This is a genomic window from Streptomyces sp. HNM0575, from assembly GCF_012726265.1.
In the GTDB taxonomy this organism is placed as follows: Bacteria; Actinomycetota; Actinomycetes; order Streptomycetales; family Streptomycetaceae; genus Streptomyces.
In genome coordinates, this window is record NZ_JAASAG010000005.1 from 318,700 (window position 1) to 334,012 (window position 15,313).

The 15,313-nt window shown below is 72.2% G+C and carries 11 protein-coding genes; 5 read left to right on the plus strand and 6 right to left on the minus strand.

Annotation, left to right across the window (positions count from 1 at the left end; all coding sequences use genetic code 11):
• Positions 1-8: 8 nt before the first annotated feature.
• Positions 9-2,054 carry a transposase gene (locus HCC61_RS14975; RefSeq protein ID WP_169135928.1) on the minus strand — a complete coding sequence of 682 codons (2,046 nt, stop codon included), beginning with the start codon at positions 2,052-2,054 and terminating at the stop codon, positions 9-11.
• Positions 2,055-2,546: 492 nt separating this feature from the next.
• Here HCC61_RS14975 and HCC61_RS14980 point away from each other — a divergent pair, with 492 nt between their 5' ends.
• The 4 genes from HCC61_RS14980 (at position 2,547) to HCC61_RS14995 (ending at position 7,187) form a co-directional block, all read left to right on the plus strand.
• The gene (locus tag HCC61_RS14980) at positions 2,547-3,752 is read left to right on the plus strand and encodes a 3-deoxy-7-phosphoheptulonate synthase (RefSeq protein WP_169135929.1); all 1,206 of its coding nucleotides are present in this window, start codon (positions 2,547-2,549) and stop codon (positions 3,750-3,752) included.
• A gap of 116 nt (positions 3,753-3,868) precedes the next feature.
• Positions 3,869-4,639: a 2,3-dihydro-2,3-dihydroxybenzoate dehydrogenase gene (locus HCC61_RS14985; RefSeq protein WP_169135930.1), complete on the plus strand. Its 771-nt coding sequence runs from the start codon at positions 3,869-3,871 to the stop codon at positions 4,637-4,639.
• Positions 4,636-5,286, plus strand: coding sequence for an isochorismatase family protein (locus HCC61_RS14990; RefSeq protein WP_346777205.1), 651 nt, complete (start codon positions 4,636-4,638; stop codon positions 5,284-5,286). Before HCC61_RS14985 ends, HCC61_RS14990 begins: the two co-directional genes overlap by 4 nt.
• A complete protein-coding gene (locus HCC61_RS14995; protein WP_169135931.1) occupies positions 5,283-7,187 on the plus strand; it encodes an anthranilate synthase family protein in 1,905 nt (634 codons plus the stop codon). The genes HCC61_RS14990 and HCC61_RS14995 overlap by 4 nt, the downstream gene beginning before the upstream one ends.
• A gap of 104 nt (positions 7,188-7,291) precedes the next feature.
• On the opposite strand, the gene pcaB is transcribed toward HCC61_RS14995, so the two are convergent.
• Genes pcaB through HCC61_RS15020 form a run of 5 tightly spaced genes read right to left on the minus strand, consistent with a single transcriptional unit; the run spans position 7,292 to position 14,068 of the window.
• A complete protein-coding gene (gene pcaB, locus HCC61_RS15000; RefSeq protein WP_169135932.1) occupies positions 7,292-8,695 on the minus strand; it encodes a 3-carboxy-cis,cis-muconate cycloisomerase in 1,404 nt (467 codons plus the stop codon).
• The gene (locus HCC61_RS15005; RefSeq protein WP_169135933.1) at positions 8,692-10,671 is read right to left on the minus strand and encodes an FAD/NAD(P)-binding protein; all 1,980 of its coding nucleotides are present in this window, start codon (positions 10,669-10,671) and stop codon (positions 8,692-8,694) included. Before HCC61_RS15005 ends, pcaB begins: the two co-directional genes overlap by 4 nt.
• Positions 10,668-11,978, minus strand: a complete 1,311-nt coding sequence (locus tag HCC61_RS15010; RefSeq protein WP_169135934.1) for an FAD-dependent monooxygenase — start codon at positions 11,976-11,978, stop codon at positions 10,668-10,670. Before HCC61_RS15010 ends, HCC61_RS15005 begins: the two co-directional genes overlap by 4 nt.
• Before the next feature lie 2 nt (positions 11,979-11,980).
• Positions 11,981-13,549: an AMP-binding protein gene (locus tag HCC61_RS15015; RefSeq protein WP_169135935.1), complete on the minus strand. Its 1,569-nt coding sequence runs from the start codon at positions 13,547-13,549 to the stop codon at positions 11,981-11,983.
• Between the two features lie 15 nt (positions 13,550-13,564).
• Positions 13,565-14,068: an SRPBCC family protein gene (locus HCC61_RS15020; RefSeq protein WP_240968989.1), complete on the minus strand. Its 504-nt coding sequence runs from the start codon at positions 14,066-14,068 to the stop codon at positions 13,565-13,567.
• A gap of 237 nt (positions 14,069-14,305) precedes the next feature.
• Between HCC61_RS15020 and HCC61_RS15025 the strand changes: the two genes are divergently transcribed.
• Positions 14,306-15,301: an NADPH:quinone reductase gene (locus HCC61_RS15025; RefSeq protein ID WP_169135937.1), complete on the plus strand. Its 996-nt coding sequence runs from the start codon at positions 14,306-14,308 to the stop codon at positions 15,299-15,301.
• Positions 15,302-15,313 lie beyond the last annotated feature (12 nt).

Consider the following 15,313-nt stretch of genomic DNA (forward strand, 5'->3'; position numbering starts at 1 on the left):
GCTCCCTGTCAGTGAGAATTCCCGCTGTCGCAGTGGTAGAGGAGGTCGTCCCGGTAGTCGGTCCGGGCCAGAAGCCGTACGAGATGCGCTACGGAGGCGAGCGTGACGTGGCGGTGCCAGCCCGGAAAGGAGCGGCCGCTGAAGTCCCATATGCCGACGTTCTCGGAGACCGATTCGAGGTCCCGGTCCACCCGCCTCACGAGCCTGGCCAGTCGCGAAACGGTCGCGGCGGGCAGTGTCCTGAGGGTCGTGAGCCACAGCTCCTCGCACACGTTCTCCCCGATGGGACTGACCCCCGTCAGCTGCAAGGGCGCGTCCATGGCAGGGTGCGGGTTCCCGTCGCTCTCGGGCAGCCGGACGTCGACGCTCGTGACCATGTAGCCCCGTTCGGTCCCGGGCTCCGGGCAGACGACCGGCCGGCGGCGGAAGCGGGCCGCCTCCACGATCTGACGGGCCGTGAGCGGACCGTTCGCGCGGTGCCCGGCCGGTGCCGGATCCCCGCTCAGCAGGCGGAGGTTCGCCGGAATCCGCACGAGCAACGGAACCTCGGCCGCGCCGAGCGGCCTGAGGAGCTGCGCCGGTTCCATGTCCCGGCCGTCCAGTACCGCCGGGCGGTCGGGGCCGCCCGTACAGGCCAGGACGCGGAGGAGGGCCTGGGCCGTGCACTCGCCGAGGGCCTCGGCGCTGACGTCGTCGGGCATGCCGGCCCGAGCGCGCCGGTGCGCATCCTTCACCCACTCCTTGGGCACCTGAAGCCGCCAGCTCACCGGGGTGCTCGCCGCGGCGGACACGGCGAGGACCCCGACGGCCTGCTGGCCCTGAACGGCCTTTCCCCGCGTCGGGCAGAAGCGCCGGGTCACCGCCACCGCCTGGGGGCCGGCCTTGGGGATCATCACCGGCCTGATCACCCAGGCCTCGGGCTCCATGGTCCTCGCCACGTAGCGGGTCAGCGCGGTGCGCACCGGCTCCCAGTCCCATGTGGAGTCGCTGATGAAGTGGTGCAGCCGCTGATCGGTCCCCGGCCCGTCGACGTAGGCCGCGATGTTCCGGATGGTCTTCCTGCCCGACGTCTCCAGCAGGCCCCGCAGATACTGCCGGGCTCTTTGACGCTGGTCCCGCCTGGTGAGCGTCGCGAACAGCTCGCCGCACACCTGGTCGAGGACCAGCTCGGTCGCGTCGGCCGGGCCGACCCGCCGCAGCCGGGCGGGCATGCCGTCGGGCACGGGCTGCTGCTCCGGTGCGTGTTCCGGTACGGGCTGCGGTAAGGCCTGTTCCGGTACGGGTTGTTCCGGCATCGTGCCGGGCCGCGCCGTGCCGAGGTCCTGCACCCCGGGTCCGGTCCGGTCGGCATGCTCCCCGGGCGTCTCCCGCCGGCCGTGGCGGAGCCGGTTCAGCACGTCCACGACCGTGCACGGCTCGAGTTCGAACTCCCTCGCCACCTGGTGCACCGGCGCACTGGGCCGTGCCCGCGGCACCCTTCCGAGGAGGTCGCCGTACCTCTGCGGCACCGAGGGGCGGGGCGGGCGCTCCAGCGGGACGAGGTTGGCCGGCTGCGGGTCGGGAACGCCCGACCGTACGCGCAGCTCGCGCACCGTTCTCGGGTCGAGGCCGGTCACCATGGCGACCGACCGGTCCGGCCAGTGCGGGCGTGACTTGAGGATGCGTGCCGCCGCGGCGGCACGCTCCTCGAAGGAGAGCGGCAGGCCGTGCCGGGCGTTGGAGGACACCGCTGCGACGAACGCGTCCTCTTCGTCACCGTCGAAGAAGACGACCTCGATCGACTGGTCGCCGCGCAGTTCCGCCGCCTTGAGCCGGTGCATTCCGTCGAGGATCCGCATGGTCCCGCGGTGCACGAATATCGGCGGCAGCCTGACCGGTGACCGGGCGAGCGCGGCGACGTACTCCTGACTTTCGCCCTGTGCCCGTAGATTCTCTCCGTGCCGCAGCATGCGGATCGGAATGGTGAATGTCCGCGTGGCCGCATACGGGTCGTCCGGCTCGTGGATTTCGCGAAGACCGTCGTCCTGAGTCGCCGGAGCCTGTTCCCAGTGCATCGATGTCCCCCTCATCCGGTTCGTCCGCGCCGCGTATCCGGGAAACGCAGGGGCCTGCGTGGTCGACCGGTGCGCCCGTAAGTTCCGATGCGCGGCGGAAATCCCCGGCGCAATACTGGAATCGGGGATTTCGGCAGACGGATCCTCGGTCGTCGGTGGATCGCGAGGATCGTGCCCGAGGCTATACAAAGCCTCCCCGGGCAACAAGTGCGGATGCCGATTATCCGTGTCAAGGCCGCGCCGGAATTTTTTGTCCCCAGTCGGACGGTGGACCGCCGATGCGCTCGATTGTGTCTTTGTCATGTCCGACCGAAATGAGGTTCCGTAAAGCGACCTGATGGAATCGGGACTCACTTGACAAAAGCCGGTTGAGGATATTTGCCCGGCCGGGAGACAGACACAAGACTGAGGCGCAATCAGCCGACCCTCGATCGATGCGGCCCGACCGCACGGCCCGGCCGGACATCCATCGGGCAAGTCCGGGAGATCACTGTGCTCACACGTCCATCGCAGGAGGAGTCCGCGGACGCCGCTGTGCTCGACAGCCGGCCGAGGAGGCCGGCGGGACAGCAGCCCCGGTGGCCCGACGCGTCGCTCGCCCTGCGGGTCCGGGGCCGACTGGCCGCTCTCCCGGGGCTGTCGGAGGCCGAGGACGTGCTGGCCCTGCGGTCCCGGCTCGCCGCGGTGGCCGCCGGTGAGGCCGAGGTGATGCAGGCCGGCGACTGCGCGGAGGACTTCGCCGAGTGCACGCCCGCCGACGTCGCCCGCAAGACGGGCCTGCTGGAGCTGCTCGCGGGGCGGATGAAGATGAACTCGGGCAGGCCCGTGGTGCTGGCCGGACGGCTGGCCGGCCAGTTCGCCAAGCCCCGCTCCAGCCCGACGGAGCGGATCGGCGACCTCGAACTGCCCGCGTTCCGGGGGCACATGGTGAACGGCTCCGAGCCCGACCGTGAGTCCCGTACGCCGGATCCGACGAGGATCCTGTCGGGCTACCGGCTCGCCGGTTCGGTGATGAGGTCCCTGGGCTGGGGCGACCGGGGCGTGCGCCCGCGCACCGAGCCCGCGGTGTGGACCAGCCACGAGGCCCTGCTGCTCGACTACGAGCTGCCGATGGTGCGCCGCGCGGGACCGGGCCGGTCGTGGCTGTCCTCGACGCACTGGCCGTGGATCGGCGAGCGCACCCGGCAGATCGACGGGGCGCATGTCGCTCTGCTCGCGGAGGTCGTCAACCCGGTGGCCTGCAAGGTGGGCCCCGGCATGACGGCCCGTGAACTGCTCGCCCTCTGCGAACGGCTCGACCCGCAGCGCGCACCGGGACGGCTCACGCTGATCGCCCGCATGGGAGCCGATCATGCACGCGGCAGGCTGCCCGCTCTCGTATCGGCGGTACGGGCGGCCGGGCACCCGGTGATCTGGCTGTGCGATCCCATGCACGGCAACACCCTCAAGACACCGGACGGGTTCAAGACCCGGCTCCTGCAACGGATCGTGCAGGAGGTCCACCACTTCCGGGCGGCGGTCGCCGACGGCGGCGGCGTCGCGGGCGGACTGCATCTGGAGACCACGCCGGACGACGTCACGGAGTGCGTACGGACCGGAAACGACATCCACCACGTGGCGGAGAAGTACACGAGTCTCTGCGATCCGCGCCTCAACCCGGACCAGGCCCTCTCGGTGGTCGCGGCGTGGGGGAGATGAGCGCCCGCGGCACCCGCAGCACCCGCGGCAACTGCGGCACTCGCGGCCGCCGGCTCGCAACAGGCCCGGAGACACCGGGAGTTCACCGTTCACATCCAGCAACGGAGGTCTCAACCATGGAGGACAGGACCGCCCTGGTCACCGGGGCAGCGGGGGGCATCGGCGCAGCCGTCGTGCGCGCGCTGGGCCGGCGGGGCGTACGGGTGGCAGCGGTCGACCGGGACGCCGACCGGCTCGCCGAGGCCGTGGCGAAGGAGACCGCCGACGGAGCCGCCGTGAAGGCGTTCCCCCTCGACGTCACGCGCGGCGCCGACGTGGAGGACGTGGTGGGCGCCGTGGAACGCGCGCTCGGTCCGCTGGACTACCTGGTGAACGCCGCCGGCGTGCTGCATCTCGGTCCGGTCAGCAGCCAGAAGGAGGAGCACTGGGCGGCGACGTTCGCGGTCAACACGACCGGTGTGTTCCTGGTGTCGCGAGCGGTGGTGAAGCGCATGGTGCCCCGCTCGCGCGGAGCGATCGTCACCGTGGCCTCGAACGCGGCGGGCACGCCCCGCATGGAGATGGCCGCCTACGCCGCGTCGAAGGCCGCGGCCGCGATGTTCACCAAGTGCCTCGCCCTGGAGGTCGCCGGCCACGGCATCCGCTGCAACGTCGTCGCACCCGGGTCGACGGACACGGCGATGCTCCGGTCCATGTGGCAGGACGAGAACGGGCCGAAGGCGACGATCGACGGCCGGCCCGAGGCGTACAAGCTCGGCATTCCGCTGGGCAAGCTGGCCCGGCCGGAGGACGTCGCGGACGCCGTGGTGTTCCTGCTCTCCGAGCAGTCCGGGCACATAACCATGCACGACCTGACCGTCGACGGCGGCGCCACCCTGGGCGTGTGAGGGCCGTGGCCGCGAAGGAGACGGCGGCGGGCATACCGCCCATCGAGTCCTACCTGCTGCCGACGGCGGGCGATCTGCCCGCGAACACCGCGGAGTGGGAGGCCGATCCGGACCGGGCGGTGCTGCTCGTCCACGACATGCAGCGCTACTTCCTGCGCCCGTTCCCGGAGGCGTTACGTGAGCCCCTCGTACGGAACGTGGCCCAGCTGCGTGCGCGCTGCGTGAGCCTCGGCATCCCGGTCGCCTACACCGCCCAGCCGGGCGGAATGACCGACGAGGACCGCGGCCTGCTCAAGGACTTCTGGGGCGCGGGCATGAAGGTCGCCCCCGCCGACCGTCTGATCGTCGACGAGCTGGCGCCGGCCGAGGACGACTGGATGTTCACCAAGTGGCGCTACAGCGCGTTCTTCCGGTCGGACCTCATGGAGCGGCTGGCGCGGACCGGCAGGGACCAGCTCATCGTCTGCGGTGTCTACGGGCACGTCGGTGTGCTGATGACCGCGGTCGAGGCGTTCACCAACGACATCCAGGCGTTCCTCGTCGCCGACGCGATGGCGGACTTCTCCGAGGAACACCACCGGCTGACCCTCCGGTACGCGGCGCAGCGCTGCGCGGTGGTCACCACGGTCAAGGAGGTCTGCGCATGACGGACTCCGTGACGCCGGCCGCGGCGGACCTGCTCGAACAGGTCCTGGCGCCGCGGCCTCCCGCGTTCGCGCTGATGCACCGTCCGGAGCGTACGGGCGGCGCGGTGCTGGAGGTGCTCGTCGGCGAGTTCTGCGAGGCGGACGCCCTGGCGGACGTACCGCTGCCGGAGAGCGGCCGCGCGGGCCACGACGTGCTGGTGTTCGTGCCGTACCGGCAGCTCGCCGAGCGGGGCTTCGCCTGCAACGACGACGGCGAGCCGCTGCTCGCGATGACGGTCGCCGCCCAGGCCTCGCTGCCCTGCGGGGAGGCGCTGGCGAAGCTGCCCGACCTGCCGACCCGGCTGACCGGCGAGCACTTCGACGTCTCGGACGACGAGTACGCCGGGCTGGTGCGCACGGTCCTCAGCGAGGAGATCGGCCGGGGCGAGGGAGGCAACTTCGTCCTCAAGCGCTCCTACGTCGCGGAGATCACCGACTACACGCCGCAGCACGCGCTGTCGCTGTTCCGCAGGCTGATGCAGCAGGAGACCGGGGCGTACTGGACGTTCATCGTGCACACCGGCGACCGGACGTTCGTCGGTGCCACCCCTGAGCGGCACATCAGCGTGCACGGCGGCACGGCCGTGATGAATCCGATCAGCGGCACCTACCGCTACCCGCCGTCCGGTCCCGCCCTGCCGGACCTGCTGGAGTTCCTCGACGACCGCAAGGAGACCGAGGAGCTGTACATGGTCCTCGACGAGGAGCTGAAGATGATGGCCGGCGTCTGCGACGGCGGCGGCAGGGTCGTCGGCCCCTACCTCAAGGAGATGGCGCGGCTGGCGCACACCGAATACCTCATCGAGGGGCACACGGCCCTGGACCCGCGCGAGATCCTGCGGCAGACGATGTTCGCCCCCACCGTGACGGGCAGCCCGCTGGAGAACGCCTGCCGGACCATCAGCCGGTACGAGCCGGTGGGCCGCGGCTACTACAGCGGGGTCGTCGCGCTCATCGGCCGCGACGAGAGCGGCGGGCGCACCCTGGACTCCTCCATCCTGATCCGCACCGCCGACATCGACCGGGCCGGGCGGATCCGGATCGGGGTCGGCGCCACCCTCGTTCGTCACTCCGATCCGGTGTCCGAGGTCGCCGAGACCCGGGCCAAGGCCGCCGGGCTGCTCGCCGCGCTCCAGACCGAGCGGCCGGCCCGCCTCGGCGAGCATCCGCAGGTGCGGGCCGCGCTCGCGCGCCGCAACACGGGCATCGCCGGCTTCTGGCTGACGCCCGCGGGCGAACGGGGAGGCCGGCGGCCCCCGGCGGCCGGCCGCCGGGTGCTGGTCGTCGACGCCGAGGACGCCTTCACCGGCATGCTGGGTCATCAACTCCGTTCGCTGGGGCTGGAGGTGACGGTACGGAGGTTCGACGAGCGATATACGGCAGAGGGCTACGACCTGGTCGTCATGGGGCCCGGACCGGGCGACCCGCTGGACGACCGGCACCCCAAGACCGCTCATCTGCGCTCCGCGCTCGGCCGGTTGCTGGCGGAACGGCGGCCGTTCATCGCGGTCTGCCTCAGCCACCAGGTACTCAGCGCCCGGCTCGGGCTCGAAGTGATCCGCAAGGAGATGCCGAACCAGGGACTCCAGCTGGACATCGACCTGTTCGGCGTCCGGGAACGGGTCGGCTTCTACAACACGTTCGCCGCCCGCTGCGCCGACGACAAGATCGACTGTCCCGGTGTCGGCATGGTCGAGGTCAGCCGCGACCCGGTGACGGGCGAGGTGTACGCACTGCGCGGTCCCCGGTTCGCCTCGGTGCAGTTCCACGCGGAATCCGTGCTCACCGTGGACGGCGTCCGCATCATCGCCGACCGGGTGGGCGAGGCCCTCGGGCGGCCGCTGTCGGACCGCACCTCGTGACGGTGTTCCGGGCACGCTGCCCGGCGGGTTCGCGCCGCCCCCGCCTGTCCGGTTCGCGCCGCCCCCGCCCGTCCGGTACGCGCCGTGCGGCGGGGTTCCGGGGATCAGTCCCCGTGGGAACGCAGCAGTGCCCGGTCGGTCAGCGGTCCGGCCGCGCCCGTGTACCGGGCCGGGTCGCACAGCTGCGCCAACTCCCCGGCCGAGAACCGGCCTTCGAGCTCCGGTGCCTCTGCGAGCACGCCGGCGAGCGGACGGCCTGACCGCTCCGCGACCGCGGCGGCCTCGGTCATCAGCTGCCTGGCGGCGGCCTTGCCGAGGGCGCGGCCCAGCAGAGCGGCGATCCGTTCCGAGACGACCTGGCCCCCGGTCAGCCCGAGGTTTCCGCGCATGCGCTCCGGGCGCACCCGCAGGCCTTCGGCGAGTTCGGCCGCGGTGTGCGCCGAACCGCCGGTCAGGCGCAGGCACTCGCGCAGCGACTGCCACTCCGCGTGCCAGCCGCCGGCCGACCGCTCGTCCTCGGCGCACAGGCACTGCGTCAGCGCCGCAGACAGGGCGGGCACTTGTAGCGCCGCACTGCGGACCAGGGTGGCGAGCACCGGGTTGCGCTTGTGCGGCATGGCGGAGGAACTGCCGCGACCGGGCGCTCCCGGTTCGGTCACCTCCGCGATCTCGGTACGGGTGAGGGTCTGCACGTCGACCGCGATCTTGCCCAGCGCACCGGCGGTGAACGACAGCGCCGCCGCGAGGTCGGCGACCGGAGTGCGCAGCGCGTGCCAGGGCAGCAGCGGCCGGGCGAGGCCGGTCTCCGCGGAGAACGCGCCGGCCAGGGCGTCCGCGTACGCGCCCGGGTCGGAACCGCCGTCCGCACCGGCGTGTTCGAGATAGCCGGCGAGAGTGCCGGCCGCCCCGCCGAGCGCCACCGGCAGCGAGTCCCGCAGCACCCGGTCGACGCGCTCGGTGGCGTCGAGGACCAGCGACCGCCAGCCCGCGGCCTTCAGCCCGAACGTAGTGGGCACGGCCTGGAGGGCCAGGGTCCGGCCGGCCATCGCGGTGTCCCGGTGCCGTCCGGCGAGACGGGCGAGCGCTTCCGCGGTACGTCCCAGGTCGCCGCGGACGATGCGCAGGGTGCGGGCGGAGACGAGCATGGCGGCCGTGTCGAAGATGTCCTGGCTGGTGGAGCCCTGATGCACATACTCGGCCGCTTCCGGGTCCTCGTCGGCGACGATCCGGGTGAGCGCCTTGACCAGAGCCACCACCGGGTTGGCGGTCTCCCGGGCCTGTACGGCGAGTTGACGAAGGTCGAAGCGGTCGGCCCCGGCCGCGGCGGTGATGGCGGCGGCCGCCGACTCGGGCACGGTGCCCAGACGGGCCTGGGCCCTCGCCAGCGCCGCCTCGGCGTCGAGCATGGCTTGCAGCCACGCCCGGTCTCCGGTGGCGGCCTCGGCAGGTGTGCCTGCCCGCACCGGCGAGAGCAGACCCGTGTCCGGATCGGCGTCGGACGGCGTCATATCGGCACTCCCGTCAGGTCGTCGGTGTCACTTGCGGCATGGGGCACGGCCGGCTCACGTACGACCGGCGGAACGCCGAGGAGGGCGCGGGCGATCGCGTCCGAGTCGCCGAGGGTCACCGAATCCACGCCGGGGCGGATGCCGGCGGCCGTGACCCAGTGCACGGACTCGGTGGGGACGCCGTAGGCGAACCGGCGCGGGTGCGAGTCACCTCGCGCGTCGAGCAGCCGGTAGGGGCGCTCGGTGACGGCGAGCCCGCCGGTCTCGTGGCTGCCGCCGTGCGCGTCCGGGATGCGGTAGGCGGTGCACTGCTCGGTGCGGAGCAGGTGGAGCAGGAGCGGATCGGCGGTACGGCGCAGGTCGGGTTCGGGCAGCCGGGCTTCGAGCAGCACGGTGGAGCGCACGGGAGGTCCGGGCGCGAGGGGCGAGTCGGCGACGAAGCCCGGTGCGGCGGTGTCGATGTGAACTCGCGTGCCGGGGCCGGTGAGTTCGAGTACGCCCGCCTCGATCAGGGCGATCATCTCCTCGATGCGCGACGCCGGCGGGCCGATGGACAAGAAGGCGTTGAGCGGCGTGTACCACCCGTCGAGCTCGTCCCGGTGCGAGTCGCCGTCCAGGCCGCCGTGGTCGACCGCGAGCCTGATCTCGTTGCGCAGGTCGCGCAGCACGTCGAGCGCGGCCTTCAGCGGGCCGCCGACGTTTCCGGCCCTTGCCTCCCGCACGTCGCGGGCCAGGTACTCCAGCAACCAGGTGCGGAAGTCCTCGCGGTCGCCGAACTCCTCGCGGGCGCAGGGCCTGGCGACCCGGTCCCAGTCCCAGCGGTCGGCGGGCGCGATGCCGTGGGCGTCCAGCAGCCGGGCACGCGCGGCCGGGTCCCGCAGCGGCAAGTACCGCTCCGTAAAGGCGTCCTGTTCGGCCCGCCGCCCACGGGAGGCCAACAGCGTGCCGTAGTAGACCGATTCCACTTCCCGGGCGATGAACGGCCACAGGTCGGTGCCGAAGCGGACGTGGCCGCCCGCGCGGCCGCGCCTGCGCAGCTCGTCGAGGAACTCCGGTGTCAGCAGCCGCGGACGGTGCCGCCCGGATGCGCCCTTCTCGTTCTCGCCGCGGGCGTGGTGGGGGACTCCGCGGCGGGAGAAGGCATGGAGCCGGGGCTCGTCGCCGGACGGGCGGTACACCGGACGGCCACCGTCGCGGGCGAAGACGCCTCCGCGGCCGGTGGTCAACAGGGCCATGTAGTCGAAGAAGTTGAGGCCGAGGCCGCGTATCAGCACCGGGCTGCCGGGCTCGATGCCGCTCAGGTCGGTCTCCGCGGGGCTGCCCGGCGGCAGGTAGTCGAGGTGGTGGATGCGGGCCAGGCTGGCCGTGCGCTCCCCGTGCGGCGTCAGCCTTGCCGGGAGGTGGCCCTGGGCCAGCACCACGGCGTCGAGGCTGTCGAGCCGGGTCCGGTTCTCCAGCCGCACGCCCTGCGCGCCGCCGGGCACACCGTGGGTGTCGGCCATGGCCACGGCGCGGGACCGGTGCACCCGGATCCGTATGTGACCGGGGGCGCCGGAGACCACGCGACGGAAGGCGTCCCGCAGGTAGTGCCCGTACAGGGCCCGGGTCGGGTAGGAGTCGGGCCCCAGCTCCCTCGCCTCCGCGAGGACGTCTTCGCCGCAGTCGGCCGGCGAGCCCAACAGCGCCACGCCCTGGGCCCATTCGTGGAGGCTGGGGCCCGGTTCGACCGGCCCCGCCATGCGGACGCTGTCGTCGGTGTAGACGGTGATCTGCGAGGCCACGGTGTTGGCCAGCAGGCACCTGGACTGTCCGGTGCGCCAGACGGCGCCCGCGCCGGGGGCCTCCGGGTCGACGACGTGCACGGTCAGTGAGGCGCACCGTCGTTCGTGCCGTTCGTTGGCGCACAGGCGCTCCAGCACCGACAGCCCCCGCGGACCGGCTCCTATGACGCAGACCTCAAGACGCCGCTCGGTCATCGGGCCGCTTCCCGGTCCGTGAGATCCGTGACGTCCGTGAGGTCCGTGACGTCCGTGACGTCCGTGACGTCCGTGAACTCCGGGACGCCGGTGAGGTGTTCCTCGGGGTCCGGGAGGAGGTGCGGCCCGCCGGCTGCGAAGTCCCGCGCGCCGTGCATCCATGCGAGGTGGTCGTGCAGCCGGGTCGCGGAGAGCCCGGACAGCGCCCTGTTCCTGGCTGCCGCCGCCGCACCGGACGGATGCCACAGTCCGATGCTGTCCCGTGAGATCCGCTGTACGGCGGCGGTGCGTTCGCGCCGTACCCGGTTGTACCGCTCGAAGCACGAGGCGAACCCGGATCCGTCGCCGTCCGCGAGCAAGTCGCCCAGCACGACCGCGTCTTCGAGCGCCTGACAGGCCCCCTGGGCCGCGTAGTGCAGCATCGGGTGCGCGGCGTCCCCGAGCAGGGCGACCGGGCCGTCGGTCCAGCGGCCGACCGGTGCCCGGTCGACCAGCACCCAGGCCTTCCACCCCTCGCCCAGTTCGAGAAGGCGCCGCGGTGTCTCGTCGAGCATCGTGAAGAGGCCGCGGACGAAGGGCTTGTCCACCGGGACCCCGGCGAGCGCCTCGGTCGCCCCGTCGTCGTGACTGGCCGCCAGATTCAGGTACTTGCCCCCGGCGATCGCGTAGTGCACGAAGTGGCACTTCGGGCCCGCCCACCATGTCACGGCGTTCCAGCGCACGTGCTCGGGCACCAGCTCCATGGGGATGACCGAGCGGTAGACGGTGATGCCCGACACCAGCGGCGCCCCGTCGCCGACGAGCTGACGGCGGACGGCGGAGTGGATGCCGTCCGCGCCGATCAGGGCGTCGCCGGCGACGCGTTCGCCGTCGTGGGTGACGGCCGTCGCGCTCGTGCCGTCCTGCTCGTATCCGGTCACCGGCCGGCCGCCGCGCAGCGTGATTCGCGCCGAATCGCGGCAGGCCGCGAGCAGCAGCCCGTGGAGTTCGCCGCGGTGTACGACGACGTACGGATTGCCGAAGCGGCGCCGGTAGCCCTCGGTGAGGGGCACGCTCGTCACGTGCTCGCCGGTGACGCCGTCCATGAACCGCAGGTGGTCGACGTGCACGGCGTGGGCCCGTGTCTCGGCGCCCAGGCCGAGGCGCTCCAGGGCGTGCATCCCGTTCGGGGCCAGCTGGAGTCCGGCGCCGAGTTCGGCGAAAGTGCCGCTGCGTTCGAGGACTTCCACGTCGTGGCCCTGCCGGGCGACGCTCAGCGCGGTCGCGAGCCCGCCGATGCCGCCGCCGGCGACGACTATCCTCGCCATCCCTATCGGCCCCGGCCTTCGCTGCTCAGGACCTCGGCCAGCTCCAGCCTCTTGATCTTCGTCGTGGCCGTCTGCGGGAGCTCCGACTGGCGCCGCTGAACCGGCTCGGCCATCACGGGCAACGAGGCCGCGGCTCGTGCCCACGCGGCCATGTCGAGCGGCTCGTCGTCCCTCGTGCACACCACCGGTACGGGCTTGCCGTCCGCGCCGGCGACGATGATGACCTCCGCCAGCTCGTCGAGTTCGGACAGCAGGGTGTCCTCGGCGGCCAGCGTGCTGCCGAAGCCGGGGATCACGTCGACCTCGCGGTCGAGCAGGTGCAGACAGCCCCACCGGGTGCGGTAGCCCACGTCGCCCATGCGCCACCAGCCGCCGTTCTCCTGCCGGTTGAAGCGTTCCTCCTCGCCCAGGTACGTCAGGATCCGCCCGTCGGTGCGGACCTCGATGTATCCGGGGGAGGACTCCGACACCGGACGCCCGTCGCGGCTGACCACCCGTACGCCCGTCATGCCGGGGAAGGCGTGGCCGACGCAGCGGCCGTCGGCGTCCTCGCCGCGCCGCCGGGTGAAGATCCGCCCGACGACGGGCCCGGCCTCGCTCTGGCCGTAGAGCTGGGCGAAGACCGGCATCCGGTGCCCGGAGGCGCTCAGCATCCGCTGCACGGTCCTCGGGTGGATGGCGTCGAAGGTGCTGCTGAAGTACTTCACGTCCGCCAGCGGTCGCCGCGGGTCGTCCGCGAGCTGCTCCCACTTCATGAACGTATTGGGATGGGCTTCGACCACGCCGGGGCGCAGCCGGGCGAAGACGTCGGTGACGTGCCGGGGATCGTCGTCCGCGAGCATGACGAGCGGGAACCCGCGCAGCATCGCCATCGCCAGCGCGGTGAAGAGCCGGGAGTGCACGAAGGAGACGTGCACGGCCACCGGGCGCCGCTTGCGTACCAGGGCGGCCGCGGAGGCCTGCGGCCGGTAGCGGGCCTGCAACGTCCGTCCCGTGTGCACGGCCAGCTTCGGGATGCCGGTGGTGCCGGACGTGTGGGTGATCAGCGTCGGATGGTTCGCGGGCATCGCCACGGGTGCCACGCGCGGGAGCGATTCCAGGTCGTGCAGCCGCCGGGCGTCGGCGTGGTCGCCGGCGGCGAGGAGGACCCGGCGCGCGAACCCGAAGACCTCGGCGGGCAGTTCACCGTCCAGCTTGGCCTGATCGGTCACCAGGTACGGCCGGTCGACCCGGCGCACCAGTTCGGCCACGGTCTTCCCGTCGAGCTTCGGTGACAGCAGCACCGGCACCGCGCCGATCCGGGCCGCGACACACGCAAGCAGCGTGATGTCGAAGTTGTTCGTCTTGTAGACGACCACCCGGTCCGCGGGCCGCACTCCCGCGGCCCACAGCCGGGATGCGAAGTCGTCGACCAGGTCCGCGATTTCAGCGACGGTCGCCCGGCGGCCGAGGCCCGGTGCCAGGTCCAGGTCGTGGTCGAGGACCACGACGTTGGCCGGATGCCGAGCGGCCGCCCGGTCGAAGAGCGTGCCCAGCCGGATACCGCGGTTTCCCAAGCGTTGCAGCAGCATGCCAAACCCCTCCGGTCACGCCTTCTCGGCTGCCGACTTGACGCGCACCAGCGTGGCCTTGAGGTCCCCGGCCAGCTTGACGCTCCAGTCGGCGAAGAACCTCTTCTTGCCGGCCTCGTCCATGTCCGCGGTGATGCCGCGGATCCCCTCGGTCGCCGCTCCCATGCGGAAGGCGTGCACGAGAACGCATCCGCCTTCCGCCGGTTCGATCTCGTACGACCACACGCTGTCCTGCACGAGGCCGGTGCTGTCGCGCATGGCCCAGCGGAAGACGCGGCCGGGTTCGGCGGCGATCACCTGGGACTCGGTGTGCCAGGTGCCGCGCACCACGGGCGCCCATGAGACGACGTCCTCCGAGCGGACGTTCTCGCCGCGGAAGACGGCGCCGACCTGTGACGGACGGCCCGAAACCCAGGTGCCGCCCCTGCATTCCGGGCTCCACTCGGCGCTGCGAGGCAGATCGCTGACCACCGCGTAGACGTCGGCCGGTGCGGCGGAGACGGAAATACTCGCCTGCATTTCGAATAACGGTGTGACCGGAGTATTCGTTCGGCTCATGCCCCGAATCTCGTGGAGGCGGCGGCGTCAGTCAAAGGAAGCGACGAGGGTCCGTCAAAAGTCTCCGTCGTCCGTCAAAAGGGCCCAGGATCCGTCAAGTCCCGGGCTCTGCCCGTGAGTTGACGAATTCGGGAGTCTCTTTTCCCCGGATTCCCCTGACTTCCCCGTATTCCGGTTGCCGGTGCCACAATCGGCGGCGTGCTGGCTGCCTATGTAGAGCGACTCGGTCCGCCCGGTGAAATACGTTACGGCGAACTCACCGCGCCCCCGCGGCCGCGGGCGGGCGAAGTGCTGGTCGACGTCGCCGCCACCACGGTCAACCCCGTCGACACCTTCGTACGGTCCGGGCGCTACCCGACCCGGCTGAGCTTCCCGTTCGTGATCGGCCGCGACCTGGTCGGCACGGTCGCCGAGACGGGTGCCGGCGTGCGTGGCTTCACACCTGGAGACGCGGTGTGGTGCAACAGCCTCGGCCACGACGGACGCCAGGGAGCCGCCGCGGAACAGGCGTCGGTGGAGGCCCGCCGGCTCTACCGGCTGCCGGCCCGGGTGCCGCCGCTCGCCGCGGTCGCCGTGGTGCACCCCGCGGCCACCGCCTGGCTCGCCCTGTTCCGGCACGGCCGACTCGGGCCGGGCGAGACCGTGTTCGTCGCGGGCGCCGCCGGGAACGTCGGCAGCGCACTCGTCGTACTGGCCGCCGAGGCGGGCGCACGCGTGATCGGCACCGCCGCGAAGCACGACCTGGAGCACTGCCGCGAGCTCGGGGCCGCCGAGGCGCTCGACTACGCGGACGACCGCCTCACCGAGCGCATCGCCTCGCTGTGCCCCCGGGGGATCGACGTGCACGTGGACACCTCGGGCCGCAACGACCTCGGCACCGCGGTCGAACTCCTCGCGCCACGGGGCCGGATCGTGCTGCTCGCCGGAGCGCGGACCCGCCCCGTACTGCCGGCGGGACCGCTGTACATGAAGGACGCCTCGGTACGGGGCTTCGTCATCTCCCGCGCCACGACGGCCGAGTTGGCCGAGGCGGCCGTCACCGTCAACCGGCTCCTCGCCACGGGCCGGCTGCGGGCCCGGGACATCGAGACCCTGCCGCTGCACGCCGCCGCCAAGGCCCACCAGCGCATGGAGGGCGGGGAGTTGCACGGCAGGCGGCTGATCCTGGACGTCGCCGGAGCGACGGCGCCGTAATCAACGCGAACC